Below are 25121 nucleotides of genomic sequence, written 5' to 3' on the forward strand. Positions count from 1 at the left end.
CATGCGGGCGACGACCGCAACGGGTTCCCCGGCCACGGCCGTAACCGGGGAACGCCGACCGAAGCCGTTGCGGATGCTGTGGATCACCGCGGCATGGGGTGCGTGCTTCCTGGCGATCGAGTGGGGCCTGCGTGATGCGCCGCTGCTGTGGTACGCCGCCCTGCGGGCGCTGGTGGCCGGCGCGGCGCTGCTGGCGTTGGCCGGCGTTCAGCACCGGCCGGCTCCGAGCAGCGGGCGTGGGTGGGCGCTGATCACGGTCCTGGGCCTGGTCAACGTCACGGTCGCGTTCGCGGCGATGTTCGGCGGCGTCGCGGGGCTCGCCACCGGCACGGCCGCCGTGCTGGCCAACGCCCAGCCGTTGCTGATCCTTCTGCCGGCCTGGTGGCTGTACGGCGAGAGGCTCTCCATGCGGACGGTGGCCGCCCTGGTCGTCGGCTTCGCCGGGCTGGTCCTCGTCGCGGTGCCGGGTGGCGGCGGCAGCGGGGCGGCGCTGTCGTTGCTGGCGGCGGCCGCCGTCACGGGGGGCACGCTGCTGTCCCGGCGCCTGGGCGGGCTCGACATCGTCGTGGCCACCGCGTGGCATCTGCTGATCGGCGGGGCGGGGCTGGTGGTGCTGGCCGCTGCTGTCGAGGGCGCCCCGGTGATCGCGTGGACGCCGCGCTTCGTCTTCTCGCTGGCGTTCCTGGCCCTGGTGGGCACCGCGGCGACGACCGTGGCCTGGTTCGTCGAGGCCCGCCGCAGCCGGCTCGACACCTTGACCACCTGGACGTTCCTGACCCCCGTCTTCGGGATCACCCTGGCCGCCGTCGTCCTGGGGGAGCGCCCGGCGGGGTGGACCGCTGCAGGCATGACCGCGGTGCTCGTGGCCATGTGGATCGCCCTGCGGTTACCCCGCCGGGCGCCCGCCCCCGTGGCCGACGGCGCTGTCGACAGCGACTCACCGACCGAAGGAGCGCCGTGACACATCCGAGGACGCAGCCCAGACCGTCCACCGCGGCGCCTGCCCCGACCGGGGCGGTGCCTCCCAGGAGGCGGTGATCTTCGACCTGGACGGGGTGGTGACGGACACCGCCGCGCTGCATGCTGAGGCGTGGCGGCGGCTCTTCGAGACGGTGCTCGCCGATCCTCGGGCGGGCGGAACCGGCGCCCACGCCCCGTTCGACGCCGTGGCGGACTACCGCCGCTACGTCGACGGACGCTCCCGCGAGGACGGTGCGGACGCCTTCCTCGCTGCCCGCGGCATCGACGTTGTCGCGGGGACACCGCAGGACCCCCGGGGGCCTGGACGGTGCACGGGTTGGCCGCGCGGAAGAACGAGATCTACCTCGACCTGCTCGCCGAGCGTGGTGCCCCCGCCTTCCCCGGCACGGTCGACCTGCTCGAGCGGCTGCGGGCCGGTGGGGTCCCGGTGGCTCTGGTCACGGCCAGCAGCAACGCGGGCGCGCTGCTGGCGGCCGCGGGCCTGACCGGGCTCTTCGACGTGGTCGTGGACGGCGCGCGTGCTGTCGAGCTCGGCCTGGCGGGCAAACCAGACCCCGCCATGTTCATCACGGCGGCGGCTGAGCTGGGAGTGGACCCCGCACGGGTCGGGGTGGTGGAGGACGCCGTCGCCGGTGTCGAGGCGGCCCAGCGCGGCGGATTCGGCCTGGTGGTCGGTGTGGCGCGGGCGGGGCAGCGCGCAGCCCTGGAGGCGGCCGGCGCCCACGTGGTGGTCGAGGACGTCGGCCAGCTCGACCTCGGGGCGCTGCGCGCGGACCCCTGGACGCTCGTCTACGAGGGGTTCGACCCCGCCCACGAGGGCCACCGGGAGGCGCTCACCACCCTGGGAAACGGCTATCTCGGCACCCGCGGTGCCGCCCCCGAGCGCGCCGCGGACGGCGTGCACTACCCCGGCACGTATCTGGCCGGGGTCTACAACCGGCTCGTCTCGTCGGTCCACGGCCGGCAGATGGAGGACGAGCACCTGGTCAACGCGCCCAACTGGTTGCCCCTCGACGTGCGCACGGAGGGAGGCCGGTGGTGGTCCGCGGGCGGCCTGACCACCTCCCGCGAGCGCCGCGAGCTCGACCTGCGCCGGGCAGTCCTGACTCGCACCGCCGTGCTCACCGACCATGCCGGGCGCCGGTTGCGCCTGACCCAACGGCGCCTGGTCTCGATGGCTCGACCACACCTGGCAGGCCTTCAGACCACCGTGGTCGCCGAAGGGTGGGACGGCCGGGTGCAGGTGCGGTCGGGGATCGATGCCGGGGTGGTCAACGCCAACGTCCCCGAGTACGCCGCCCTCGCCAACCGCCACCTGCGCACCACAGGCGCCGAGGAGACCGGGCCGGGCACCCTGGTGGTGGAGGTCGAGACCACGCAGAGCCAGATCCGCATCGCCGTCGCTGCGCTGACCACCGTCGACGGAGTCGCACCGGACGCAGCCCTCGAGCACGACGGGAACCTGCACTCCCACGTCCTCGAGCTGCCGGTGCGGGACGGTGAACCCGTGACCATCGACAAGACGGTGACGATCTTCACCTCTCGGGACAGGGCCATCGCCTCTCCCCGGTTGGCGGCCCTGAGCGCGTTGGATGCCGCACCGCCACGCTTCGACGACCTCCTCCGGCCGCACGCGGCAGCGTGGGAGCGCTTGTGGGCACGTTTCGGGATCGATCTCCAGGCCGATACCCAGACACGCACCGTGATCAACCTGCACGTCTTCCACCTGCTGGAGTCCCTGTCGAGCCACACCGCCGAGCTGGACGCGGGTGTGCCGGCCCGAGGGTTGCACGGGGAGGGTTACCGCGGACACGTGTTCTGGGACGAGCTGTTCGTCCTGCCGGTGCTCTCCGCCCACCTGCCTCGGGTCAGCCACGGCCTGCTGGAGTACCGCTGGCGGCGCCTGGACGCCGCCCGCCGAGCCGCCGCCGAGGCCGGCCTGACGGGAGCGATGTACCCCTGGCAGTCCGGCAGCGACGGCCGCGAGGAGACCCCCGAGGCGCTGTTCAACACCCGCTCCGGCCGGTGGATGCCGGACAACTCCGACCGGCAGCGCCATGTCGGCCTCGCCGTCGCGGTCAACGCCTGGCAGTACTACCAGGCGACCGGCGACGTCACGTGGCTCGCCGAGCGCGGTGCCGACCTCATCATCGAGGTCGCCCGCGTCTTCACCGCCCTGGCCACCTATGACGCCGCGACGGACCGCTTCCACGTCAGCGGCGTGATGGGCCCGGACGAGTACCACGACGGCGACCCCGACGCCCCCGGTCGGGGCCTGACCGACAACGCCTACACCAACATCATGACCGCGTGGGTGTGCCGACAAGCCCTGGGCGTCCTCCGCGAGGTGGCCGGGCACGAGTGCGATGACGTCCACGCGAGACTGGACATCGGCCCGGAGGAGCCGGCCGAGTGGGAGCACCTCAGCCGGCGACTGGCCGTGCCCTTCCTGCCCGACGGCGTCATCGCGCAGTTCGCCGGCTACGAGGACCTGGCCGAGCTGGACTGGGACCGCTACCGGCGCACCTACGGCAACATCGGCCGCCTGGATCTCATCCTGGAGGCGGAGGGGGACACGACCAACCGGTACAAGCTGGCCAAGCAGGCCGACGTCCTCATGCTCGCCTACCTCCTCGGGCCGGACGACCTGCTCGGCATGCTCGACCGGCTCGGCTACCCCACCACCCGTCAGGCGTTCGGGCGGACCGTGGACTACTACCTGGCCCGCACCGCACACGGGTCCACCCTCAGCCGGGTCGTGCACGCCTCCGTCCTGGCCCGCATGGACCCCGATCGCGGGTGGGCCACCTTCCGGGACGCCCTTGCCGCGGACCTGGACGACACCCAGGGCGGCACCACGAAGGAGGGCATCCACCTCGGCGCCATGGCCGGCACCCTGGACATCGTCACCCGGGCATTCGCCGGCCTGCGCGCCGAGGGCCACGCCATCGTCCTCGACCCTCTCTGCCTACGGGGCTGCACTCGTTGGGGTTCGGCCTCCAGCACCGCGGCCAACGACTCCTCGTCGCGATCGACGACAACACCCTGGTCATCACTGCCGAGCCGTGCGCGGCCAACCCGCGCGTCCGCCTCCGGGTCGGCGGGCACGAGGCCGCGCTGGCCGCGGGCACGAGCCGGCGCTTCCGCCGCGAGGCCGACGCGTGGCATCACGAGGAGGCGGACCAGCCCGGGCAGCCGGCCCACCACCTCGGGGGTGACGCCGTGACCGCACCCCAGACTCCCCGGCGCCAGCCCCGGCTGGGCGGGGTACGCCGGTTCGCGGCCACGGAGAACACGGGTGCTCTCGCACTCCTCGTCGCCACCGCTACTGCCCTGGTCTGGGCGAACTCGCCGTGGGCCGGTACCTACGAGGCGCTGTGGACGGCCGAGACGGGCATCCATGTCGGCGCGATCGACCTGACGCTGCAGAACCGGGAGTGGGTCAACGAGGGCCTGATGGCCATCTTCTTCTTCGTCGCCGGCCTGGAGGTGCGGCGCGAGCTCGACATGGGGGAGCTGCGGGAGCGGCGGCGGGTGGCCCCCGTGGTCCTCGCGGCGCTGGGCGGGATGATCGTCCCGATCGTGCTCTACCTCGCCCTCAACGCCGGCGAGCCCTCGGCTCGCGGGTGGGGCATCGTCATGGGCACCGACACGGCCTTCGCCCTCGGCGTCCTGACCCTCGTGCGCGGCGCCTCCCCACCGGTGCGCAGCTTCCTGCTCACCGTGGTGATCATCGACGACGTCGTCGCGCTGACCGTCATCGGCGTGGCCTACACGAGCGACCTGTCGGTGCCCTGGCTCCTGGTGGCCCTGGCGCTCTTCGGGGTCGTCCTGGTCCTCAAGGCCCTGAAGGTCCGCCACGGCGCGCCCTACCTCCTGGCCGGGGCTGCGGTATGGGCGGCGACCGTGGCCTCCGGGGTGGAGGCCACCGTGGCCGGGGTGATGCTCGGCGTCGTCTTCACCGCCTACCCGCCTGCCCGGGCCGGGCTGCGTCGTGCCGGCACGGTATGGCACCGGTTCCGCATGGACCCCTCGCCGCCTCTCGCCCGTCAGGCAGGCCGCGCCATGGTCCGCGCGGTCTCCCCGAACGAGCGGTACCAGCACCTCTTCCACCCGTGGGCCAGCTACCTCGTCGTCCCGCTCTTCGCCCTGGCCAACGCCGGCATCCCCCTGGCCGCGGACACCCTCGCTCGGGCCGCCACCTCCCCAATCACGATCGGGATCGTGGTCGGGCTCGTGGTCGGCAAGCTGGTGGGCATCACCGCCACCAGCTGGCTGGTCACCCGCCGGTGGGCCGGGGCCTTCCCCTACCGCTGCCGTGGCCGGCGCTGGTGGGGGCCTCGAGCGTGGCCGGCATCGGCTTCACCGTCTCCCTGCTCATCGCCGACATCTCCTTCACCGGGGCCGACCTGCAGGACGCCAAGGCCGGCATCCTCGCCGCCTCCGGGCTCGCCACCGCCCTCGCCTGGGTCACCTTCCGGATCGTCGCGCACCTGCCCCACCGGCTGCGCTCGGCGGGTTCCGGGCGTCTCGCCCCGCCGCTGAGCGACCTCGCCGAACCGGTCGACGCCGATCTCGACCACCTGCTGGGCCCGTCCGACGCCCCCGTCACCCTGGTGTGGTACGGGGACCTCGAGTGTCACCACTGCGCCGCGGCGAGCACCGTCGTCGACCGCCTGCGGGAAACCTTCGCGGCCGAGCTCGCCGTGGTCTTCCGCCACCTGCCCATCACCGAGATCCACCCCCACGCCCAGCTCGCAGCCGAGGCCGCCGAGGCGGCCGCGCGGCAGGGGAAGTTCTGGAACATGTACGCCACCCTCCTCGACCACCAGGACGCCCTGACCCCACCCGACCTCGCCGGCTACGCCACCACGCTCGGGCTCGACACCCGCCGGTTCGTCGCCGACCTGGAAGCACGACGACACGCCCTGCGCGTCGAACGCGACGTCGCCAGCGCCGACGACAGCGGCGCCGCCGGCACACCTACGTTCTTCATCAACGGCCGTCGGTACGCCGGCTCCCAGGACCACGAGGCGCTCGCGGCGTCGATCCGCCATGCGCGCCGCGAGCGGCACATGTTCTCGCCCGCCGGCACCACCCACATCTCGGAGCCGGTGTGAGAACTGCCGCGTCTGTGTCCCGTCAACGGCCCGGATCTCCGCGCAGCACCCGCCGCGACGGCGCGCAAGCGGGCCGATGCGTGCCCGGACCTGCGGTCGGAACCGCGCACGGGGCCGGGTCTGGCGCTGGCTATAGTTCAAGCCGGTCTTCACGAGGCTTCATCTTCGACCTTCCGCCGGGAGTGCACGTGACCGTTAATCTGCGCGTCCGAGCGGGTGCCATGGGCCTCGTGACGGCGCTGACCCTGACCTGGACAGCCGGTCCGGCCGCCGCCCACCAGGAGTGGTTCGTGACCGACCCGGACGCGTACCCGCTCGACTTCGGCGCGCTCCTGCGGCCCGCTGTCCTGGTCGGCGTGATCCTGGTCGTCGTGGCCGCCTTGGTGTGGCGCGCGGTGGCAGCGCGCCTGCCGGTCCCTGAGCTCGGGGCGATCAAGCCGGCCCGTCGGCTCGGCGCGCTGGTCCCGTGGGTGCCTCGGCTCCTCGCCGCGCACCTCGGTATCAGCCTGCTGGTTCTGGCGTTCGATCGCGCCGTTCTCGACCCGGGTATCCATGTGCCGGACGGCCTGGGCGGCACGCTCCTTCTCCTGCCCCAGGCCGTGGTCGGCGCTCTGCTCATCGCCGGGGTACTCGTGCGCATGGCCGCCGTCGCCGTCATCCTCTCGGGGCCGGTCGCGGTCGTGCTGCACGGTCCGCAGGTGCTGGCCACCCTCGCCGTGCTCGTGGGCATCGCCGGGTTCCTCCTGGTCCTGCCGCCACGGCTGAAGGACGGGGGCCGAACGCAGATCGATCTGGCAGCGCTGCGCCGGGCGACGCTCGCCCTCAAGCTCGGGGCCGGGATCACCCTGATCTCCCTGGCCGTGGTGGAAAAGCTCGCGAACCCCGACATGGCCCGCGCGATGCTCGACCAGGTGCCGGTCCTGAACCTCCTGACCCCCTTCGGGGTCAACGCCGACGCCTTCGCTGTGTTCGCCGGGTCCGTGGAGCTCCTATTCGGGCTCCTGGTCATATCAAGCGCCCTGCCGCAGGTCGTCGCGCTCGTCGCTGCCGTTCCGTTCACCGCAACCCTCGCGCTCTTCGGCGGGACCGAGCTCCTCGGGCATCTTCCGGTCTACGGCGTCCTTCTCGCGCTCCTCGTGCTCGGCAGCCGGGAGGACACCTCTCGAGTCCTGTCGGGACTGCGCCCACCAGACGGCGCGGGACGCGAGCGGGTCGGCAAGACCATGACCCCGGCGTGAGCGCCATGGCGACCGCAACCTCGAACGTGCGATGAACTCCCTGAGCGTCTCGTCCTCGCCCCGCCGCAACGCGCCGGTGGCCATCCCGGCGGACCCAAAGACGCCCGCGGGGTCGGCCGCTGATCGGCTGACCGGTCCCGGCTGGAGCCTGTTGCTGGCCGCGCTCGGGGGCTGGCGACGGAGACCGCGTTCCCGTCCAAATCGTGGTGGCCGATGGCCTTCGTCGGGGTCGCACTCCTGCTGCTGGCGCTGCGCTCGGGCTCCGCGCGCCGGGCCCTGCTGGCTGGGTCGGCTTTCGGGCTCGGGTTCTACCTGCCGCACCTGTGGTGGGCGAACGAGGCGGTGGGCCAGCCGATCGGTTGGATCGCGTTGTCTCTGCTGCAGGCGAGCGCCGTCGCGATCTTCGGTGTGGCGTGGGTCTGGGCGCGCCACATCCCGGCGGTCCAGGACCGGGCCTGGCTCCAAGTGCTCGTGTGCGCGGTGCTCTGGGTCGCGGTCGAGCAGGTGCGCGGTCAGTGGCCCTTCGGCGGCTTCCCGTGGGGTCTGTTGGCCTTCTCGCAGACCGAGGGACCGTTGCTCCCGCTCGCCTCCGTCGGGGGCACGACCTTGGTCAGCGGCACGGTTGTCGTCGTGGGTGCACTGATGGCGCTCGCGATGGACCGCCTGCGCTGGCGTCAGGGCCGCCGCGCCACGGTGCTGCTGGGGCTGGCCGCCGTCCCGCTCCTTGCGCCCGTGGTGATCGACCTCGACGGTCAGGCGGAGGTCGGCAGCATGCGGGTCGGGGTAGTGCAGGGCGATGTCCCCACCCGGGGGGCCGAGGCGATGTCGCAGGCCCGCGCCGTGCTGGCCAACCATGTCGCCGGCACGCGGCGACTGCTCGATGACGTGGCGCCGGGAGAGCTCGACCTGGTGCTGTGGCCGGAGAGCGCCTCGGACATCGATCCGCGCAGCGACGCCCGCGCCGGTGAGGCCGTCGACGGCGCAGCGCGGGCGGTCGGGGCGCCCATCCTGCTGGGCACGCAGCGGTTCCTCCCGGACATCCGGTACAACGACTACATCCTCTGGCAGCCGGGCCGGGGCAGCGACGTCAGCTACACCAAGCAGCATCCCGTCCCGTTCGGCGAGTACATCCCCTACCGCGACGTGTTCCGCCGATTCACCTCCGCCGTTGACCTCGTGACCACGGACATGGGAGCCGGCACGGAGATGGGACTGCTGCCGGTCGACGTCGCCCGACTCGGCCGGGTGGTCCCCGTCGCCGCCGCGATCTGCTTCGAGGTCGCGTACGACGACCTCATCCGTGAGTCGGTCCGTGCCGGGGGTGAGCTGATCGTCATCCCCACGAACAACGCCTCGTTCGGCCTGACCCAGGAGTCGACACAACAGCTGGCCATGTCCCGGTTCCGCGCCGTCGAGCATGGCCGGGCGGTGGTACAGGTTTCCACCGTCGGGGTCAGCGGGATCATCAGCCCTTCGGGCGAGATCTGGCAGGGCACGGAACTGTTCACCAGCGCCGGCATGGTGCAAGAGCTCCCCTGCGAACCACCCTCACGCCGGCCGACCGGCTCGGTGGCTGGCCGGCAGCCGTGGTGCAAGTCGCCGCCATGACGGTGCTCGCGGCTGCGGCGCTCGCGTCCGCCCGAGCACGGCGGCGCAGCGCACGCTCGAGGGCCGGCCGCCGGACCGATGGCGCTCGCCCGTGACGAGCGGGGAGCGGGTGACCCCGGACCGCACGACGACTGGTTGGCGGGCGGGGGACCCTCGCCGCGCGCCTGGAACAGGTGTGCTCCGGCTGCGACGGCACGGGCACGCTGGCCAGTGAGGCGTGGGAACGCTGGTACGCCGAGAGCACCCGCCTTGTCGCGCTGGTATCGGACGCCGATCGAGAACCGGTGCTCCGCACGCTGGTGAACCAGTTGTTGCAGCGGCACGAGCAGGAGAGGCCGACCGAGGCCCGTGAACGGCGGTGCGACGACTGCGGCGGCGCCGGGACGGTGCCGACCGAGGAGGGCCATGAGTTGTTGGCATTCCTGCGCCGACACCGGGAGCGCTGAGGATGCGGCGTCGGCGCCACTGAGCCGACCACGGGTGTGCTGCTGAGGTCGCACGGCCTGAACAGCCGGACGCGCGCCGCCGACGATACCCTCCCGGGTTTGCAAGGGGTACCCGTAGGGGGTATAAAGACGGTGGACTTCGACGGAGTCCTGTCCGATCGAGCGAGGAGCGTCGCCATGACCACCACCACCTACAACGTCGCCGGCATGACCTGCGGGCACTGCGTGTCCTCCGTGACCGAAGAGGTCGGCAAGCTTCCCGGCGTGCAGAACGTTGAGGTCGACCTTGTGGCAGGCGGCCGGTCCAAGGTGACCGTCAGCAGCGACGTCGAGCTGACCACCGACCAGGTCCGCGCCGCCGTGGACGAGGCGGGGTACGAGCTCACCGAGGCGACTGCGTGAGTGATGCGGGCAGGCTCGGTGGGTTCGCGTTCGTCCTCTCTCTGGCGCTCGTGGCCGGGCTCGGGATAGGGGCGTTGGTCGGCCCGGTCGACGGCTCGCCGCAGGACAGTGGGGTCGTCGAACCGGGGACGATGCCGGCCGACCACGGATGATTCCCCACGCGACAACGACCTCGAACGGAGACGTCCGGTGACCCAACCCATCGAGCTCGAGATCGGCGGCATGACATGTTCGTCGTGCGCTGCGCGGATCGAGAAGAAGCTCAACCGGATGCCTGGGGTTGAGGCGACTGTCAACTACGCCACCGAACGCGCCACGGTGGCGCTGCCGGTCGGGGTCAGTGCGGACGACGCGATCGCGACGGTCGAGGCGACCGGGTACACGGCCACGGTGCGGCAGACCCGCGTGGCAGGAGCATCCACCGCGCCAGCACAGGAGCCGGTGGAGGCTGACCCGGCGGCATCGCTCCGGCGACGCCTGCTCATCTCGGCGGTGCTCGCCGCACCGGTCGTCGCGCTGTCGATGATCGAACCCCTTCAGTTCGACAACTGGCAGTGGCTCTCTCTGACGCTGGCGGCACCCGTGGTCGTCTGGGGTGCCTGGCCGTTCCACCGCGCCGCGTGGGTCAACGCCAAGCACGCGGCCGCGACGATGGACACGCTGATCAGTGTGGGTGTGCTGGCCGCCTTCGTCTGGTCGCTGTACGCGCTGTTCTTCGGAGCCGCCGGCACGCCCGGGATGCGGATGGCGTTCGACCTGGTTCCTGAGCGCGGCGGGGGTGCGCATGAGATCTACCTCGAGGTCGCCGCTGCGGTCACCGTGTTCATCCTCCTCGGCCGCTATCTCGAGGCCCGGGCCAAGAAGCAGTCGGGCGCGGCCCTGCGCGCGCTCCTGGAGATGGGGGCCAAGGACGTCGCGGTGATCCGGGACGGTGCAGAGGTCCGCGTCCCGGTCGACGAGCTCGCGGTTGGCGACCAGTTCGTGGTCCGCCCGGGCGAGAAGGTCGCCACCGATGGCGTCGTCGTCGACGGCGCCTCCGCTATCGACGCGTCGATGCTCACCGGCGAACCCGTGCCCGTCGAGGTGGGTCCGGGTGACCTCGTCGTCGGGGCGACGGTCAACGCCGGCGGCCGGCTGCTGATTCGTGCCACCCGGGTCGGGGCGGACACTCAGCTCGCCCAGATGGCGCGGCTGGTCGAGGAGGCCCAGACCGGGAAGTCGCCGGTGCAGCGACTGGCGGACCGGGTCTCGGCTGTGTTCATTCCGGTCGTCATCACGCTCGCGGTGGGAACACTCGGGTTCTGGCTCGGCGCTGGGGCGGGAGCCGAGATGGCCTTCACTGCGGCGGTGGCCGTGCTGATCATCGCGTGCCCGTGCGCGCTCGGACTGGCCACCCCGACGGCCCTCATGGTGGGCACGGGCAAGGGAGCCCAGCTCGGGATCCTGATCAAGGGTCCCCAGGTGCTGGAGTCGACACGCACCGTGGACACGATCGTCCTGGACAAGACCGGCACGGTCACCACGGGGCAGATGCGACTGGTCGACGTCGTGCCCGCGGACGGGGTGAACCCCGAGCAGGTGCTCCGACTGGCCGGCGCGCTCGAGGATGCCTCCGAGCACCCGATCGCCACCGCGATCGCCATGGGCGCTCGCGAACGGGTGGGGCAGCTGCCCGTCGTTGAATCGTTCGCGAGCACCCAGGGACTGGGCGTCGCAGGCGTGGTGGAGGGGCACGCGGTCGCGGCTGGACGCGTCACTTGGATGGCCGAGCAATGGGCCCAGCGCCTTGACGACGTCCTTGCCGCCGCGCTCGACGAGGCGGAGTCCGCCGGGCAGACCGCGGTCGCCGTCGGCTGGGACGGGACCGTCCGAGGTTTGCTCGTGGTCGCCGACACCCTGAAGCCCACCTCGGCGCAGGCCGTGGCCGAGCTGCGACAGCTCGGGCTGCGGCCCGTGCTGCTCACCGGAGACAACGCCCGTGCAGCGCACGCCATCGCCGGGCAGGTCGGGGTCAGCGAGGTGATCGCCGAGGTCCTGCCGGAAGACAAGGTGCGCGTCGTGCGCGACCTGCAGGCCGCCGGCCGGGTGGTGGCGATGGTGGGCGACGGCGTGAACGACGCGGCCGCGCTGGCCCAGTCCGACCTGGGCATCGCGATGGGCACCGGCACCGATGTGGCGATCGAGGCGAGCGACCTCACGCTGGTGCGTGGCGACCTGCGCACTGCCGTCGATGCTGTGCGGCTCTCCCGACGGACACTCTCGACGATCAAGGGCAACCTTTTCTGGGCCTTTGCCTACAACGTCGCGGCGATCCCGCTCGCGGTGGCCGGGCTGCTCAACCCCTTGATCGCGGGCGCGGCGATGGCGTTCTCCTCGGTGTTCGTGGTGACGAACAGCCTGCGTCTTCGCAGGTTCCGCGCCATCTCCGTCAGCCCGACGACCGCCGGGGAGGGGCTGCGGTCACGGACAGAGCCAAAGGTGCGCGTGTCCAGCTTGTCCTGAGGGGCGTGACCGGTTTCGGAAGCTCAGGGACCCTTGCCATTCGTAGAGGGCGCCTGGTGGTCCGTGCGCTCTGATGCGTCGCCATAGTCCGGCGAGAGCCACCGCCTCCGAGTGGCGTCGATACGGTGCCCGGGTACGGTCATTCATGTCAGGGGACGGCGCGAGCCGACACCGCTGAGGCGTCGTCCGTCAACCAGTGAGGCCCTGGAGGTACGCATGCATACCGCCGCGATGATGGAGAGCTACCCGGCCGAGATCAAGCTCGACCGGCAGCTGCTGGCACAAGCTGTCGACGCCCTGTTGCAGTGTGCCCAGGCGTGTACCGCCTGCGCCGACGCGTGCCTGAGCGAGGAGATGGTGGCGGACCTGCGCAAGTGCATCCGCACCGACCTGGACTGTGCCGACATCTGCGTTGCCGCCGCCAACGTGCTGTCCCGGCACACCGGGTATGACGCGAACATCACCCGCGCGGTGGTGCAGGCATGTGTCACGGCATGCAAGTCCTGCGGTGACGAGTGTGAGGCGCACGCAGGGATGCACGAGCACTGCCGCATCTGCGCCGAGGCGTGCCGAGCGTGCGAGGCGGCCTGCTCCGAGCTGCTGGCCGCTATCGGCTGACCCTTCGCTGGGCGGTCGGCACTTGTGAGCGAGGACGCCCTGGTCCTACCGGGCTAGAGCGCGCCGACGCCCGCCGTATGAAGGCCCCTCCCTCGCTCTCAGGCCAACCCAGAGGCACCACTGGAGGGATCATGAACCACGAACAGGCTCAGCACGTGCGTCGTCCCCTGGCGGTCGTCGCGGCTGCGGTGCTCGCGACAGGCTCGCTCCTGACCGGAGCCAGCGCGGCCGCCGCCCTCTCGTCACCGACGCACCCGCGTCGACCGTGCAGACAGCACGGTTCGAGGTCGACTTTCTGCAGGACATGATCGATCACCACACCATGGCGGTGATGATGGCCGAGACGTGCGTGGCGAAGGCCACCCACACCGAGCTGCGCGACATGTGCGAGTCGATCATCGAGTCTCAGTCTGCGCAGGTCGACCTGATGCAGGGCTGGCTCGACGAGTGGTACGGCATCAGCTACGAACCGCAGATGAGCCGGGGCGACATGCGTGCGATGCACCGGCTCGAGTCTCTGTACGGCGCCGAGTACGAGATCGCGTTCATGCGGTCGATGGTCCGGCACCACTGGGCCGCGCTCAGGGAAGCCAGGGTCTGCCTCGACCGCGCGGAGCACCCTGACCTGCTCGCGCTGTGCGAAAACATCCGGACTGAGCAGGCCCGCGAGATCGCCCAGCTGCAGACGTGGCTCGAGCAGTGGTACGACCGCCCTGGCGGTCGCCCGGCGCACACGGCATAGCTGCGTGGCCATGGCCGGCGGCGCACCCGCGGCGCCGCCGGCCGTCGGGGGCCGCCCTCACGGGGGTGCCCGGCGCGTTCACGCGGGATGGTGCTCGCCGTGCTCGACGTCGGTGATCTCGGGGTTGACGGGGTTGTCCACACCACTGATACGTGGCCCGATCACGAGCGTCGAGACAAGGAACATCGCTGCGAACACGACCAGTGCGAGCGCGGGTGCCCGCCAGCTCCCGAAACGGCGTCTGAGCCTGAGCAGCATCGGCACCGAGGCGACGAGGCCGAGCAGGCCGAAGAGTGCAGTACCGCCCGCACCGGCGACGAGTGCGGTGCCCACGAGCGGGCCCACATGATGCAGCACGTGAGGTGCTACACCCATCATCGCGCCCAGCGCGCCCGTCAGCACGGTCCAGGCCGATCGGCGCGGCGGTGCGGCGCCGCGGGGATCCGCCGCGTCGGCATCAGTTGCGCGGCGTCGCGCCACTTCAGTGCTCATGTACCGATCCTCCAGAGGCCAGATGGTCGCGGGCCTTCACGGTTGGTCAAGAACCGATGAAGGCGCCTCGGCGGCTGGACCGCCGAGTCGGTGGAGGTGCGCAACCGTTGTTAACCTCGGTGAGGCACCAACGATCAGGACTCCGAACGGGTGAGCTCAAGGGGGCACGGCGAGAACATGCGCAGATTCACCGCGCTCGCCCTCGCCTCAGCGGTCCTCGTGGGCCTGGCGCTGATGCACGGTGCGTCCGGAGCCGTGGCGCAAGCCGGAGCCCACAGCCTCCTGCCTGCGGTGGCCGCGACCGCTGAGCACACCGCCGGGTCCATGCGTTCGGCGGGTATCGACGCCGCATCGGCACCACAGGTCACCACCACCGTCGTCGGCTCATCCCACCCCGGCGACCATGCCGTCCACGGGCTGGTGATGACCGGCTGCGTTCTCGCGCTGGCCGGAGGGATCGGTCTCGTACTCTTCCGCCTTGCCGAGCGCTGGAGGCGGCGCATACCGAGCGAAGCGGGACCGCGAGGCAGCGTCCCGACAGCGGCTGCACGCCGGTCCGCCAGAACCCGACGAGCGGTGCCGATACCCGAGTTCTCCCTGTGCGTCATGCGGGTGTAGAGGTCGCCGCGGCGCGTCCGCGAGAGCCGAGACGCGCACCGAACCGGCATGCCCAGACAGGAACGTCGCCCCGTCTGTGGGCGACCGACGATGGAGACTTTGATGACCCTGAAGACCCGTATCGCCGCTGCAGGCGGCACCCTGGCCCTTGCCGTGACCCTCGCCGCCTGTGGCGGCAGCTCGGAGGGCACCGACCCGACCGTCGCCCCGGAGGCAACGACTGGAACGTCCGAGGAGACAGCCGCCGTCGACGCGGCTCACAACGACGCCGACGTCGAGTTCGCCCAGATGATGATCATCCACCACGAGGGGGCCATCGAGATGGCCGACCTCGCGGTGTCCAACGCTTCCACTGGAGAAGTCCGCGCGCTCGCAGAGAACATCTCCGCCGCCCAGGGACCGGAGATCGACGAGATGAACTCGTGGCTCGAGGCGTGGGGTGAAGAGCCGGCGGCCGAGGGCGACATGGGAGGTATGGACCACGGCGGGATGGACATGGGCGGCATGGACCAGGAGGCCGCGATGGACGAGCTCGCCGCCCTGTCGGGCGCGGACTTCGACCAGCGGTTCCTCGAGCTGATGATCGAGCACCACCGTGGCGCTGTGGACATGGCCGAGGCGGAGCTCGCAGACGGGGAGAACCCGCAGGCGCTCGAGCTCGCGCAGACGATCATCGACGCCCAGACGACCGAGATCGCCGAGATGGAGCAGATGCTCCAGACCATCTGACCCACCTGATCATCGCGCGGTGGGGGTCGGTTGCCCCGGCCCCCACCGCCGCGTCTGCTCCACGCTGAAGGAACTTCCATGCGACCCGCTCTCTTCGCCGTGCGTGCCGCCGTGTCACTCGCCGGCCTCGTCACGCTCGCTGCATGCACCTCCACCGGAACCGAGGGTCCACCACCCGCAACGGGCGCAGACGTGCCCGGCGACATCGGTCACGTCCACGGACTCGAGGTGAACCCGGCAGACGGGGTCCTTTACGCCGCGACGCACAGCGGTCTCTTTGCCCTGGAAGGTTCGAGCATCAGTCCCGTAGGCGACGCACGCCGGGACACGATGGGGTTCACGATCACGGCCCCCGACGTGTTTCTCGCCAGCGGTCACCCTGGTGTCGGGGAGTCAGGCCCGGCCAATCTCGGGCTGCTGCGCAGTGACGACGGGGGAGACGTGGCACGAGCTCAGCCTCGGCGGGCAGAGTGACTTCCACGCGCTGACCGCCGAGGACTCACGCGTCTACGGATGGGACTCGACGAGCGGGACGGTGCGTCGCAGCGACGACGGCGGCCGAACCTGGCGCGACGGCGCCCGGCTGGCAGCGCGGGACCTCGAGGCCGTTCCCGGGGGCGACGGACGGCTGATCGCCACGACTGCCGAGGGTCTTCTGCTCAGCACCGATGGCGGCGACACGTTCGGCGTCTTCCCGAGCCCACCGCCGACACCTCTGGTCGTCATCGACCACGTCCCCTCGACCAGTGAGCCGGGAAGTGACGGGGCAGGTGAGGTCAATTCTTCCCCTGTGCTCTCGGGGCTGGACATCGACGGCGCGCTCTGGACGTTCGACGGCGAGCGGTGGTCGGGCCCGGGATCTCCGATGGGACCACCTGAGGAGCTCGTGGCCGTGGGAGGTGGCGGCTTTGTGGCCGCCTTCGATACCCGCATCCACCGCACGGACGACAGCGGTCGCACCTGGCGGGAGATCACCAACTCCGAGTGAACAGCGTGGCGCTGCCGCGGCTTTGGTATTACCCCGGGGGTAAACTGCACTCTAGTGAAGGTTTCCTCTGAGCGACGGGCGACGGCCATGGTGGGATACAGCAGCACGAAGGACGACCATCTCACGCGGTTGCGTCGGATCGAGGGTCAGGTCCGCGGCATCGCCCGCATGGTCGACGAGGACAAGTACTGCATCGACATCTTGACGCAGGTGTCGGCGGTCAACAGAGCGCTACAGTCTGTCGCACTCGGACTTCTTGACGAACACATGAGCCACTGCCTCGTGGATGCGGCCCGCACCGGCGGCGAGGAGCAGGACGCGAAGCTGAAGGAAGCCTCCGAGGCGATCGCAAGGCTCGTGCGCAGCTGACGCCGGTCGTTTCGCAGGAATCGGCCGGCTGACGCCACGGGCGTCCTGACGCGTCCTGCGTCATGGCCCCCGTTGACGCGGTCGGTGCTCGAGTGGCTGCGGTGTAGACCTCAATCGACGGCACATGCCGTCGATGAGGTGCTCAGTCACCGGCCGTGTCTGGCTGCGCTGCCAACCACGTTGGCATGCCAGCAGAGGCGTCGTGCCGTCCGCCACGACCATGAGGATGTCGGCCTGATGACCACCGGGACCGTAGCCACCGCTCGCCCAGGCGGAGCCGCCGCAACCCGATCATCGTTACGGCGTCGGTTGTTCCTTCTGATCGGTGTCGCCGGGCTGGTGCTCGGCCTCGTCGCGCTGTCCGCGTTCCTCACCAGGCCGACGATGAGCCCGCTGTTCGCGGACGTCTCGGCCGCGGACGCGAGCGCGATCGTCGACCAGCTCGACGGCGAGGGCGTGCCGTACGAGCTCACCGACGGCGGCCGCACGATCCTCGTGCCGGCCGACCGGCTGTACGCGACCCGTCTCAAGGTCGCCGCCGCGGGCCTGCCGGCGTCGTCCGACGGCGCGGGCTACTCGCTGCTCGACGACATGGGCATGACGGCGTCGGAGTTCCAGCAGCAGACGACGTACCAGCGCGCGATGGAGGGCGAGCTCGCCAAGACGATCGGCGCGATCAACGGCGTCGAGGCCGCGACGGTCAAGCTCGCGCTGCCCGAGGAGAGCGTCTTCGTCTCCCAGACCGCCGACCCCACCGCCTCGGTGTTCGTCAAGACCGCGCGCGGCACGACCCTCGAGCCGGCGCAGGTCCAGTCGATCGTCCACCTGGTCTCGGCGGGCGTGCAGAACATGAAGCCGACCGACGTCGCGGTGATCGACTCCGAGGGCCGGGTGCTCTCGGCGGTCGGCGGCGCGCCGGCGGGCGGACTCTCCGACCAGAAGACCGCCGAGTACGAGCGGCGCGTGACCTCGTCGGTGCAGGCGATGCTCGACCGGGTGGTCGGCCCCGGCAAGGCGGTCGTCACCGTGAACGCCGAGCTGAACCTCGACAACACCGACCGCACCAGCGAGAGCTTCACGGCCACGGATGGGGTGCCGCCGCTTGCCTCCTCGACCACCCGTGAGGAGTACGTCGGTACTGGAGGCTGGGTGGGGGAGAGCACCTACGCCAAGTCGAGCGAGACGCTGAACCCCGCGGTCGACAAGACAACCGAGCTGACGATCATGGCGCCGGGCACGGTCCGCCGGCAGTCGGTCTCGGTGGTGGTCGACCAGCAGGCGGGCGCTGCGCTGAACATGGAAGAGGTGTCCGCGCTGGTCAGCGTCGCGGCGGGCATCGACCCGGTCCGGGGCGACACCATCGAGGTCGCCGCCATGCAGTTCGACATGCTGACCGCGGAGGCGGCGCAGGCCGAGCTGGCCGCGGCGGCCGCGGAATCCAGGGCGGCCGAGCAAGCGGAGCTCATCCGCACGGGCGTCATCGCCGGCGCGGTGCTGCTCGCGCTCGTGATCGCGTTCCTCGTAGTCACGAGCCGCTCGCGCAAGTCCTCAATCGGTGTGCCTGACATCAGCGAGCTGACGAAGGTCGAGGAGAGCCCGATCTTGCCCTTCCACGACGGTGACACGATCGCCATCTCCGCGCCGCGCCGCGCGGTGAACGAGACAGCGGTCAAGCGCGCGGAGATCGGCGCGCTCGCGGACGAGCAGCCCGGTGAGGTTGCCGACCTCCTGCGCAGCTGGCGGGGTAGCGGGCGCGCGTAGGCGGCAGTCCGCCGTGGTGCACGAGCTCGGTGCCACGAGCTCTTGCGGTCAGTCGCCGGCCGCTCGGGAGTGCAGATCTGGGGTCTGGGCCTCGCGGGGGCTGGGCCGTAGGGCGGTCAGGACCAGCTGCACGAGGCGGTCGAGCACGTCCGGGCTCGCGACGTCGCCGGCAGCGCCCAGCGCGTGCACGCAGTAGCGGACCAGCTCGTCGGTGGGGACATCGGCCCGGACCGCGCCGCTCGACACGGCCGCCAGCATCACATCGCTCAAGAAGGTGCGGAGCTCGTCGACTGCCTCCGCCGCGTGACTCCCACGGTGCAGCGCCGCCGCCAGCTCGCCGACGGGCTGCGCCGAGGAGAGGCCGGCATACGACGCCAGCACCAGCCGCAGTGCCTGGCCCGGGTCGGAGGCTTGGTTGCGGACCTCGACCAGGCGGTCCAGGTGGCGGTGCAGTTGATCCGAATGCCAGGCGAGCAACACCGACGCCGCGTCGGGGAAGTACTTGTAAATGGTCGCCCGTCCGATGCCCGCACGGTCGGCCAGGTTCGACATCGTGACCGCACCGGGGCCGGCTTCACGCACAAGTGAGCCTGCCGCGTCCACCACGGCCTTCCGGACAGCGAGCCGGTGCGCATCGACGGTGTCACGCCACAACCTCGGCACCATGCGAACGCTACAGGTCGACGCGACCGAAGACGGGCCGCCGGGCACGTGACAGACTGTCTCGCAAAGTGCGGCGCAAGAGCAGCAGAAGGAGAGTGGAACTATGGCCGGGTCATCGGAAGGGCATCCCACGTCCAGCGGTGGCACGCCGGCGCCTGCTCAGCACTCTTCGGCAGGTCCGCCGCCCGCGCCCAGGTGGGTGAAGCGGATCGGACTGGTCGTACTTCTCGTCGTGGCGACTCTGGGTTTGGTGGCACTGCTCACGGGTGGTGAGCACGGGCCGGGTCGGCACTCCGTCGGCTCGGGCGCTGCAAGCGCCTTCCTCAGCCCGCGATGATGCAGCCGGGGGTGCGCAAGGCCACCCTGGTTGCCCACATCAGCGCCTCGGTCGGCTGGCTGGGTGCGGTCGTGGGACTGCTGCAGCTCCGGTTGACACGGGGTGAGTGGTGATCATGCCGCAAGGGCGGCGTTCTGGGCGGTGAAGGCGAGCTCGTACTCGACCGGGGTGAGCTTGCCGAGGGCGCGCTGGCGTCGACGGCGGTTGTAGGTGCGTTCGATCCAGAACACGATCGCGTCGTGCAGCTCGTCACGGGTGGACCAGCGGTGACGGTTCAGGAGGTTCTTCTGCAGCAGCGCGTGCCAGGACTCCATGGCGGCGTTGTCGCCGGCGGAGGCGACCCGTCCCATTGAGCCCTGCAGTCCGGCGGCGGTCAGGACGGCCCGGAAGCTTCGCGCTCGAAACTGGGCTCCTCGGTCCGAGTGCACCACCACGACACCGGTTGGCTGACGGCGGGCGACGGCGGTGCGCAGGGCGGTGACGGCGAGCTGGGCGGTCATCCGCTCGTCCAGGGCGTAGCCGACGATCCGGTTGCTGAACAGGTCCTTGATCGCGCAGCAGTACAGCCGGCCTTCGGCGGTGGGGTGCTCGGTGATGTCGGTGACCCACACCTGGTCCGGCTCCTGGGCGGTGAAGTTGCGCTGGACGTGGTCGTCGTGGACCGCCGGTCCCGGCGACTTGCCGGTCCCGCGCCTGCCCTTGCGCACGGTCGCCGACCACAGCCGCTGCTGGGAGCACAGCCGCCAGACGCGCCGTTCGCCGACCACGTGGCCTGCTCGCTCGAGCTCGTCGGCCAGGAACCGGTAGCCGAACTCCGGGTCGTCGCCGTGGGCGTCGATCAACGCGTTGGTCAGATAGGCATCTTCCAGCTCCCGATCGCTGATCGGGTCGGCCAGCCAGGCGTAGTACGCCTGCCTGGAGTGGCCCAGCACCCCGCAGGTCAACCGCACCGGGATGCCCTCGGCGGCCAGGTCACGGACCAGCGGGTAGCTCATTTGGGAGCGAGCCGGCGGCGAAGTAGGCCGCCGCGCGGCGCAGGATCTCGTTCTCCTGCTCCGGCCGGCGCTTGTCCCGGCGCAGCTGGACCAGCTCGTTCTGCTCGCTGGTGGTCTTGCCATCCACGACCCCGTCGTCGATGTCGGCCTGGCGCACCCAGCGCCGCACCGACTCCACGGAGACGTCGAAGTCGGCGGCGACCTCGGCGTGACTCAGATCGCCGCGGCGGGCGACCCGCACGACGTCACGCTTGAACTCGGGCGGGAACTTCTTAGGCACAGCGACATCCTTCCAGCGGGACCTCGTCCCACAGATGGAGTGTCAACCAGCCCTGCAGCAGTCCCCGTCGCGTTCGGTGCTGTTGCCGTTGCGGCGATCGCGACGGACGAGCTGTCAGCAGCGCGCACGCTTTACCAGACGATGGATCTCCTCGCGTGGACGGTGCTGGTGCCGCTGTGCTTGGCGTCCCTGCTCACCGGAGTTGTTGGTGCGCTGGGAACGGCGTGGGGGCTTCTTCGGCACTACTGGGTGGTGATCAAGCTCGCTATCACCGTGACCGCCACCGTCGTCCTCCTTCTCTACACCCGCAGCCTGCACACCCCGACGTTTACTGGGACTCCAATTGCAGACGAGGCGGCCTACCCGCTGTGGTCACCGCTGCTGCACGCCGGCTCGGCCGCCATCCTGCTGCTCGCAGCGGTCGTGTTGTCGGTCTTCAAGCCCCGAGGACTGACGCCACACGGGTGGAAGAAGGCCCAAGAGGTGCGGTCCGATGCCCGCCAGGGCGAAAAGGGCTAAGCCGCTCGGTTCCCGCGGCCGCCGACCAGTGTGATCAGCGAGCGGTCTCGGTAATCCACAGTGCCTGTCAAGGCCGACTCCGCTGACAGCGTGCGGCAGATGTTCCGATTGGCGGTCAGCTCACAGGCTCCCAGCGGTCACCTACCCTTTCCTCGATCGCCATCGTGTCGCCCAGTCCCTGACTCACCAGGAGCACGAGGACCCACCCATCGTGGCCGCCGCTGGCGTGGTGCCAGGGCGCCGTTCCGGTGCGAGCGCGGAAGCGAGGGTCCTCGCCGGGTCGACGGAGGGTGGCGTAGTGGTACACCGGCCCCCGGTCGGCGTGCACTCGGGCTGCGCCGATCTCGGTGACCGCGCGCGGGAGTGTGGAGACCATCGACGTCAGGTTCATGTGGCGACGCTCACCCTGGGAGGTGAAGAACAGGTGGATGACCGCCCATTGCGGTGCGGACGGCACCACAACCAGCAGGAGCGTCGCGTCGCCGAATCCGGCGCGAGCGAGCACGCCGGGGCGGCGAGCTGATCGAGGATGAGGTCGAGCTCGGACGGCTCGAGCACGACCATCTCGTCGCCGCCTCGCTGCGTGCGGGGGAGTCGGATGGCGCTGCACGGGTTGTCCTTGCGGTACTCCAGCCTGACCGCGGTGTTCATCGCCGCTGAGAGCAGACCGTGGACGTTGGCGATGGTCTTGGTCGACAACCCTTTGTCCTGGAGCAGCTGCACCCACCGCGTCACCTGCTGCCAGGTGAGCGATGCGACGCGCAGTTGGCCGATGTGGGGGCTGATGTGGTCGCGGGCCCGCAGCCTGTACCCGGCACGTGTGTCGTCCCCGACCCGCATGAGCAGCGTGATGTGCTCCTCGACGACGTCGTCGACGGTGGGACCGTCTTGCCTGATGGCCTTCGCGACGTCGATGGCGAGGCTGAGGTGCTGGCCGTTGGCGTTCAGCAGCGTGGCCGCCCGCTCGGCCTCGCCCTTGTCGTCGAATGTCATGCTCCGCCGGGAGCCGTCGTTGGGGTCGCGCCAGAACACGCGGTACGCCGTGGAGCCGTCCCGCCTCGCTCTGGTCTCGACAGCCGCCACGGGGCCAATTTTCGCACCCGTGGGGGCAGAAACGGACCTCTGCGGGGGCAGGAGGGTTATCCACAGCCTCTGACCTGCGCAAATACTGTGCCCCGAGTGGGATTCGAACCCACACTGGATCGGGTTTGAGCCGAACGCCTCTGCCGGTTGGGCTATCGGGGCACGTGCCGCGCGGGCGCGGCACGCCGGAAAGGCTACCCGGTGACGAACCACGGTCGAGGCAGAAGGGGTCACCCTGGGACCCGGAGAGCCGGGACGCGGCGCCGGCGCCTGTGGCACACACGACGCAGCTCTTCACGTGCCGAGCCGGTACGCGCCGATAGTGTGTGCCCGTGACCACCAGCGACCCGGACCAGAGCGCGACGACCTCCGTCCCGCTCGACCTCCCGCCCCTGCTCGACCAGCCGGCCGACGCCGCCCCGGCCAAGGCCGAGCGTCCCGCCCGCCGCGCCGTCGTCGCCGAGGACGAGGCGCTCATCCGCATGGACGTCGTCGAGACCCTGCGCGAGGCGGGCTTCGACGTCGTCGGGGAGGCAGGCGACGGCGAGACCGCGGTCCAGCTGGCGACCGACCTGCGCCCGGACGTCGTCGTCATGGACGTCAAGATGCCCGTCCTGGACGGCATCTCCGCCGCGGAGCGCATCGGCAAGGCGCACCTGGCACCGGTCGTCCTGCTCACGGCGTTCTCCCAGACCGAGCTCGTCGAGCGCGCTCGGGACGCCGGCGCCATGGCGTACGTCGTCAAGCCGTTCAGCCCCGCCGACCTGCTGCCGGCGCTCGAGATCGCGATCTCGCGCTACGCGCAGATCTCGGCGCTCGAGTCCGAGGTGGCCGACCTCGCCGAGCGGTTCGAGACCCGCAAGCGCGTGGACCGCGCCAAGGGTCTGCTCATGACCAAGATGGGGCTGTCCGAGCCCGAGTCGTTCCGGTGGATCCAGAAGACGTCGATGGACCGTCGCCTCACCATGCGCGAGGTGGCCGACGCCGTCATCGAGCAGGTCGGCGGCGGGAGCTGACGCACCGAGCGACCGGCGTCGGCCCGGCGCCGACGCACCCGGCGGAGCCCGGTTCCCCGAACGGGGGACCGGGCTCGCCCCTTTGGTCACAACTCGGCAACGACGCGGCGTGAGATGAGCAGCGTCACATCGTGGACACATCGAGCAGGTACGTTTCCGCCCAACAGTCCGGGCGGGTCGAGCACGTCCCCCGAGCCGAGCAGTACTCAGCAGAGGAGTACCCCATGAAGCGATCCACCCACGCCGTGCGCGCCGCGGCCCTGGCGGGCACCGTCGCCCTCGTCCTGACCGCGTGCTCCGGCACCGATGACGCCGGGACGGACACCGACACCGGGACCGGCGGTGGAGAGACCTCCGCGAGCGGCCAGCCGCTGACCATCGGCACGCTGCTGCCGGTCACGGGTTCGCTCGCCTTCCTCGGCCCGCCCGAGATCGCGGGCGTCGACCTCGCCGAGCAGGAGATCAACGAGGCCGGCGGCGTGCTGGGCGCGGACGTCGAGATCATCCACGCCGACTCCTCCGACGCCGAGAACGCGGAGGTCGCGACGCAGTCCGTCACCGACCTCCTCAGCCAGGACGTCGCGGTGGTCATCGGCGCGGCGGCGTCCTCGGTGACGCTCAACGTCGTCGACGACATCACGGGCGCCGAGGTCGTGCAGATCTCGCCCGCGAACACCTCCACGCAGCTGTCCGGCTACGACCCGTACTACTTCCGGACCGCACCGTCGGACGTGCTGCAGGGCCGGGCGCTGGGCAACCTGCTCGCCCAGGACGGCCATGCCACCGTGGGCTTCCTCGTGTTCAACGACGACTACGGCATCACGCTCCGCGACCAGGCCAAGGAGGCGTACGAGGCGGCCGGTGGCACCGTCGTCTACGGCAACGCGGGCCAGGAGTTCGACCCGGCCTCCGACGACGTCATCGCGTCGGTGGTGACGGCGGCGCTGGCCACGAACCCGGACGCGCTCGTCGTGATCTCCTTCGACCAGACCAAGCTGCTGGTCCCGGCGCTCGCCGCGGCCGGCTTCGACACGTCGAAGCTCTACTTCGTCGACGGGAACCTCGCCGACTACAGCGCCGACTTCGAGGCCGGGCTGCTCGAGGGGTCCAAGGGCACGCTGCCCGGTGCCAACGCGGCCGGGGAGTTCCGCGAGCGTCTGCTCGAGGTCGACCCCGACCTGACGGACTTCGCCTACTCGGCCGAGTCCTACGACGCCGTCATCCTGTCGGCCCTCGCAGCGGTCCGCGGCGGCGCCACCGACGGTCCCACGATCCAGCAGAACCTCGCCGCCGTCTCCGGCGCCGAGGGCGGTACCGAGTGCGCCGGCTTCGCCGAGTGCGCCGACCTGCTGGAGAGCGGTGAGGAGATCGACTACGAGGCGGTCTCCGGGGCCGGCCCGTTCAACGAGGACAACGACCCCTCGGCGGCGCTGATCGGGATCTACCAGTTCGGCCCGGACAACAAGTACACCTGGGTGTCCGAGGTCCCCGGCGAGCTGTAGGCCGCCAGGACGTCACGAACGGGGCCCGGTCAGGTGAACCTGACCGGGCCCCGGTGCGTCCGGCCCCAGGCTCCGAGCGGAGGCCTAGGTGAACGGGACCGGGGCGCACCGC

The 25121-nt window shown here is 70.9% G+C and carries 19 protein-coding genes, 1 tRNA gene and 2 pseudogenes; 17 read left to right on the forward strand and 5 right to left on the reverse strand.

The window, feature by feature from the left end; genetic code table 11:
* The first annotated feature begins 73 nt into the window (after positions 1 to 73).
* The 10 genes and pseudogenes from REH70_RS07560 (at position 74) to REH70_RS07610 (ending at position 13657) form a co-directional block, all read left to right on the forward strand.
* Positions 74 to 961 carry a DMT family transporter gene (locus tag REH70_RS07560; RefSeq protein ID WP_310753520.1) on the forward strand — a complete coding sequence of 296 codons (888 nt, stop codon included), beginning with the start codon at positions 74 to 76 and terminating at the stop codon, positions 959 to 961.
* 327 nt (positions 962 to 1288) lie between these two features.
* A pseudogene (locus REH70_RS07565) lies at positions 1289 to 3820 on the forward strand (HAD-IA family hydrolase); the annotation flags it as partial.
* Positions 3804 to 6098, forward strand: a pseudogene (gene nhaA / locus REH70_RS07570) (Na+/H+ antiporter NhaA); the annotation flags it as partial. The pseudogenes REH70_RS07565 and nhaA, both read left to right, overlap by 17 nt.
* A 191-nt stretch (positions 6099 to 6289) precedes the next feature.
* Positions 6290 to 7339: a hypothetical protein gene (locus REH70_RS07580; RefSeq protein ID WP_310753522.1), complete on the forward strand. Its 1050-nt coding sequence runs from the start codon at positions 6290 to 6292 to the stop codon at positions 7337 to 7339.
* 213 nt (positions 7340 to 7552) lie between these two features.
* Positions 7553 to 8947, forward strand: coding sequence for an apolipoprotein N-acyltransferase (lnt, locus tag REH70_RS07585; protein WP_310753523.1), 1395 nt, complete (start codon positions 7553 to 7555; stop codon positions 8945 to 8947).
* Positions 8948 to 9120: 173 nt separating this feature from the next.
* Complete coding sequence (locus REH70_RS07590; protein WP_310753524.1) at positions 9121 to 9393, forward strand: hypothetical protein; 273 nt, start codon at positions 9121 to 9123, stop codon at positions 9391 to 9393.
* Positions 9394 to 9570: 177 nt separating this feature from the next.
* The gene (locus REH70_RS07595; RefSeq protein WP_310753525.1) at positions 9571 to 9795 is read left to right on the forward strand and encodes a cation transporter; all 225 of its coding nucleotides are present in this window, start codon (positions 9571 to 9573) and stop codon (positions 9793 to 9795) included.
* Between the two features lie 222 nt (positions 9796 to 10017).
* Positions 10018 to 12297, forward strand: a complete 2280-nt coding sequence (locus REH70_RS07600; protein WP_310754190.1) for a heavy metal translocating P-type ATPase — start codon at positions 10018 to 10020, stop codon at positions 12295 to 12297.
* 216 nt (positions 12298 to 12513) lie between these two features.
* Positions 12514 to 12915, forward strand: coding sequence for a four-helix bundle copper-binding protein (locus REH70_RS07605; RefSeq protein WP_310753526.1), 402 nt, complete (start codon positions 12514 to 12516; stop codon positions 12913 to 12915).
* Between the two features lie 265 nt (positions 12916 to 13180).
* A complete protein-coding gene (locus REH70_RS07610) occupies positions 13181 to 13657 on the forward strand; it encodes a DUF305 domain-containing protein (RefSeq protein WP_310753528.1) in 477 nt (158 codons plus the stop codon).
* 78 nt (positions 13658 to 13735) lie between these two features.
* Here the strand turns inward: REH70_RS07610 and REH70_RS07615 are convergent, their stop codons facing one another.
* On the reverse strand, positions 13736 to 14149 hold the full coding sequence (locus tag REH70_RS07615; protein WP_310753529.1) for a hypothetical protein: 414 nt from the start codon (positions 14147 to 14149) through the stop codon (positions 13736 to 13738).
* A gap of 720 nt (positions 14150 to 14869) precedes the next feature.
* Between REH70_RS07615 and REH70_RS07620 the strand changes: the two genes are divergently transcribed.
* The 4 genes from REH70_RS07620 (at position 14870) to fliF (ending at position 18614) form a co-directional block, all read left to right on the forward strand.
* Complete coding sequence (locus tag REH70_RS07620; RefSeq protein WP_310753531.1) at positions 14870 to 15496, forward strand: DUF305 domain-containing protein; 627 nt, start codon at positions 14870 to 14872, stop codon at positions 15494 to 15496.
* A gap of 424 nt (positions 15497 to 15920) precedes the next feature.
* Positions 15921 to 16484 (forward strand): hypothetical protein, encoded by a 564-nt coding sequence (locus tag REH70_RS07625; protein WP_310753533.1) that lies wholly within the window; start codon positions 15921 to 15923, stop codon positions 16482 to 16484.
* 87 nt (positions 16485 to 16571) lie between these two features.
* Positions 16572 to 16853, forward strand: a complete 282-nt coding sequence (locus tag REH70_RS07630; protein WP_310753534.1) for a metal-sensitive transcriptional regulator — start codon at positions 16572 to 16574, stop codon at positions 16851 to 16853.
* A 237-nt stretch (positions 16854 to 17090) separates the two neighbouring features.
* Positions 17091 to 18614, forward strand: coding sequence for a flagellar basal-body MS-ring/collar protein FliF (fliF, locus tag REH70_RS07635; protein ID WP_310753536.1), 1524 nt, complete (start codon positions 17091 to 17093; stop codon positions 18612 to 18614).
* 48 nt (positions 18615 to 18662) lie between these two features.
* On the opposite strand, the gene REH70_RS07640 is transcribed toward fliF, so the two are convergent.
* Together REH70_RS07640 and REH70_RS07645 are read right to left on the reverse strand one after the other, a co-directional pair.
* Positions 18663 to 19268 carry a TetR/AcrR family transcriptional regulator gene (locus tag REH70_RS07640; RefSeq protein ID WP_310753537.1) on the reverse strand — a complete coding sequence of 202 codons (606 nt, stop codon included), beginning with the start codon at positions 19266 to 19268 and terminating at the stop codon, positions 18663 to 18665.
* Between the two features lie 459 nt (positions 19269 to 19727).
* A protein-coding gene (locus tag REH70_RS07645) for an IS3 family transposase (protein WP_310753538.1) occupies positions 19728 to 20889 on the reverse strand; the annotation gives its coding sequence in 2 pieces (ribosomal slippage) (positions 19728 to 20610 and positions 20609 to 20889; 1164 coding nt in all).
* A gap of 39 nt (positions 20890 to 20928) precedes the next feature.
* Between REH70_RS07645 and REH70_RS07650 the strand changes: the two genes are divergently transcribed.
* Positions 20929 to 21408 carry a DUF2269 domain-containing protein gene (locus REH70_RS07650; protein WP_310753540.1) on the forward strand — a complete coding sequence of 160 codons (480 nt, stop codon included), beginning with the start codon at positions 20929 to 20931 and terminating at the stop codon, positions 21406 to 21408.
* Positions 21409 to 21795: 387 nt separating this feature from the next.
* Here REH70_RS07650 and REH70_RS07655 read toward each other — a convergent pair whose 3' ends face one another.
* Together REH70_RS07655 and REH70_RS07660 are read right to left on the reverse strand one after the other, a co-directional pair.
* A complete protein-coding gene (locus REH70_RS07655) occupies positions 21796 to 22491 on the reverse strand; it encodes a hypothetical protein (protein ID WP_310753541.1) in 696 nt (231 codons plus the stop codon).
* Positions 22492 to 22579: 88 nt separating this feature from the next.
* A tRNA-Leu gene (locus tag REH70_RS07660) sits at positions 22580 to 22653 on the reverse strand.
* A gap of 230 nt (positions 22654 to 22883) precedes the next feature.
* On the opposite strand from REH70_RS07660, the gene REH70_RS07665 reads away from it, so the two are divergent.
* Together REH70_RS07665 and REH70_RS07670 are read left to right on the forward strand one after the other, a co-directional pair.
* On the forward strand, positions 22884 to 23507 hold the full coding sequence (locus REH70_RS07665) for a response regulator (RefSeq protein WP_310754192.1): 624 nt from the start codon (positions 22884 to 22886) through the stop codon (positions 23505 to 23507).
* 224 nt (positions 23508 to 23731) lie between these two features.
* Positions 23732 to 25009, forward strand: a complete 1278-nt coding sequence (locus REH70_RS07670; protein WP_310753543.1) for an ABC transporter substrate-binding protein — start codon at positions 23732 to 23734, stop codon at positions 25007 to 25009.
* Positions 25010 to 25121: the final 112 nt, after the last annotated feature.

Origin of the sequence: Cellulomonas sp. ATA003 (assembly GCF_031582905.1) — a bacterium.
Classification (GTDB): Bacteria; Actinomycetota; Actinomycetes; order Actinomycetales; family Cellulomonadaceae; genus Pengzhenrongella.

Excerpts from the sequence above, each read along its gene's own strand:
- REH70_RS07560 (WP_310753520.1), top strand. The coding sequence starts at position 74 with ATGCTGTGGATCACCGCGGCATGGGGTGCGTGCTTCCTGGCGATCGAG.
- lnt (WP_310753523.1), top strand. The coding sequence starts at position 7,553 with ATGGCCTTCGTCGGGGTCGCACTCCTGCTGCTGGCGCTGCGCTCGGGC.
- REH70_RS07595 (WP_310753525.1), top strand. The coding sequence starts at position 9,571 with ATGACCACCACCACCTACAACGTCGCCGGCATGACCTGCGGGCACTGC.
- REH70_RS07600 (WP_310754190.1), top strand. The coding sequence starts at position 10,018 with ATGACATGTTCGTCGTGCGCTGCGCGGATCGAGAAGAAGCTCAACCGG.
- REH70_RS07605 (WP_310753526.1), top strand. The coding sequence starts at position 12,514 with ATGCATACCGCCGCGATGATGGAGAGCTACCCGGCCGAGATCAAGCTC.
- REH70_RS07615 (WP_310753529.1), bottom strand. The coding sequence starts at position 14,149 with ATGAGCACTGAAGTGGCGCGACGCCGCGCAACTGATGCCGACGCGGCG.
- REH70_RS07620 (WP_310753531.1), top strand. The coding sequence starts at position 14,870 with ATGACCCTGAAGACCCGTATCGCCGCTGCAGGCGGCACCCTGGCCCTT.
- REH70_RS07630 (WP_310753534.1), top strand. The coding sequence starts at position 16,572 with ATGGTGGGATACAGCAGCACGAAGGACGACCATCTCACGCGGTTGCGT.
- fliF (WP_310753536.1), top strand. The coding sequence starts at position 17,091 with ATGACCACCGGGACCGTAGCCACCGCTCGCCCAGGCGGAGCCGCCGCA.
- REH70_RS07670 (WP_310753543.1), top strand. The coding sequence starts at position 23,732 with ATGAAGCGATCCACCCACGCCGTGCGCGCCGCGGCCCTGGCGGGCACC.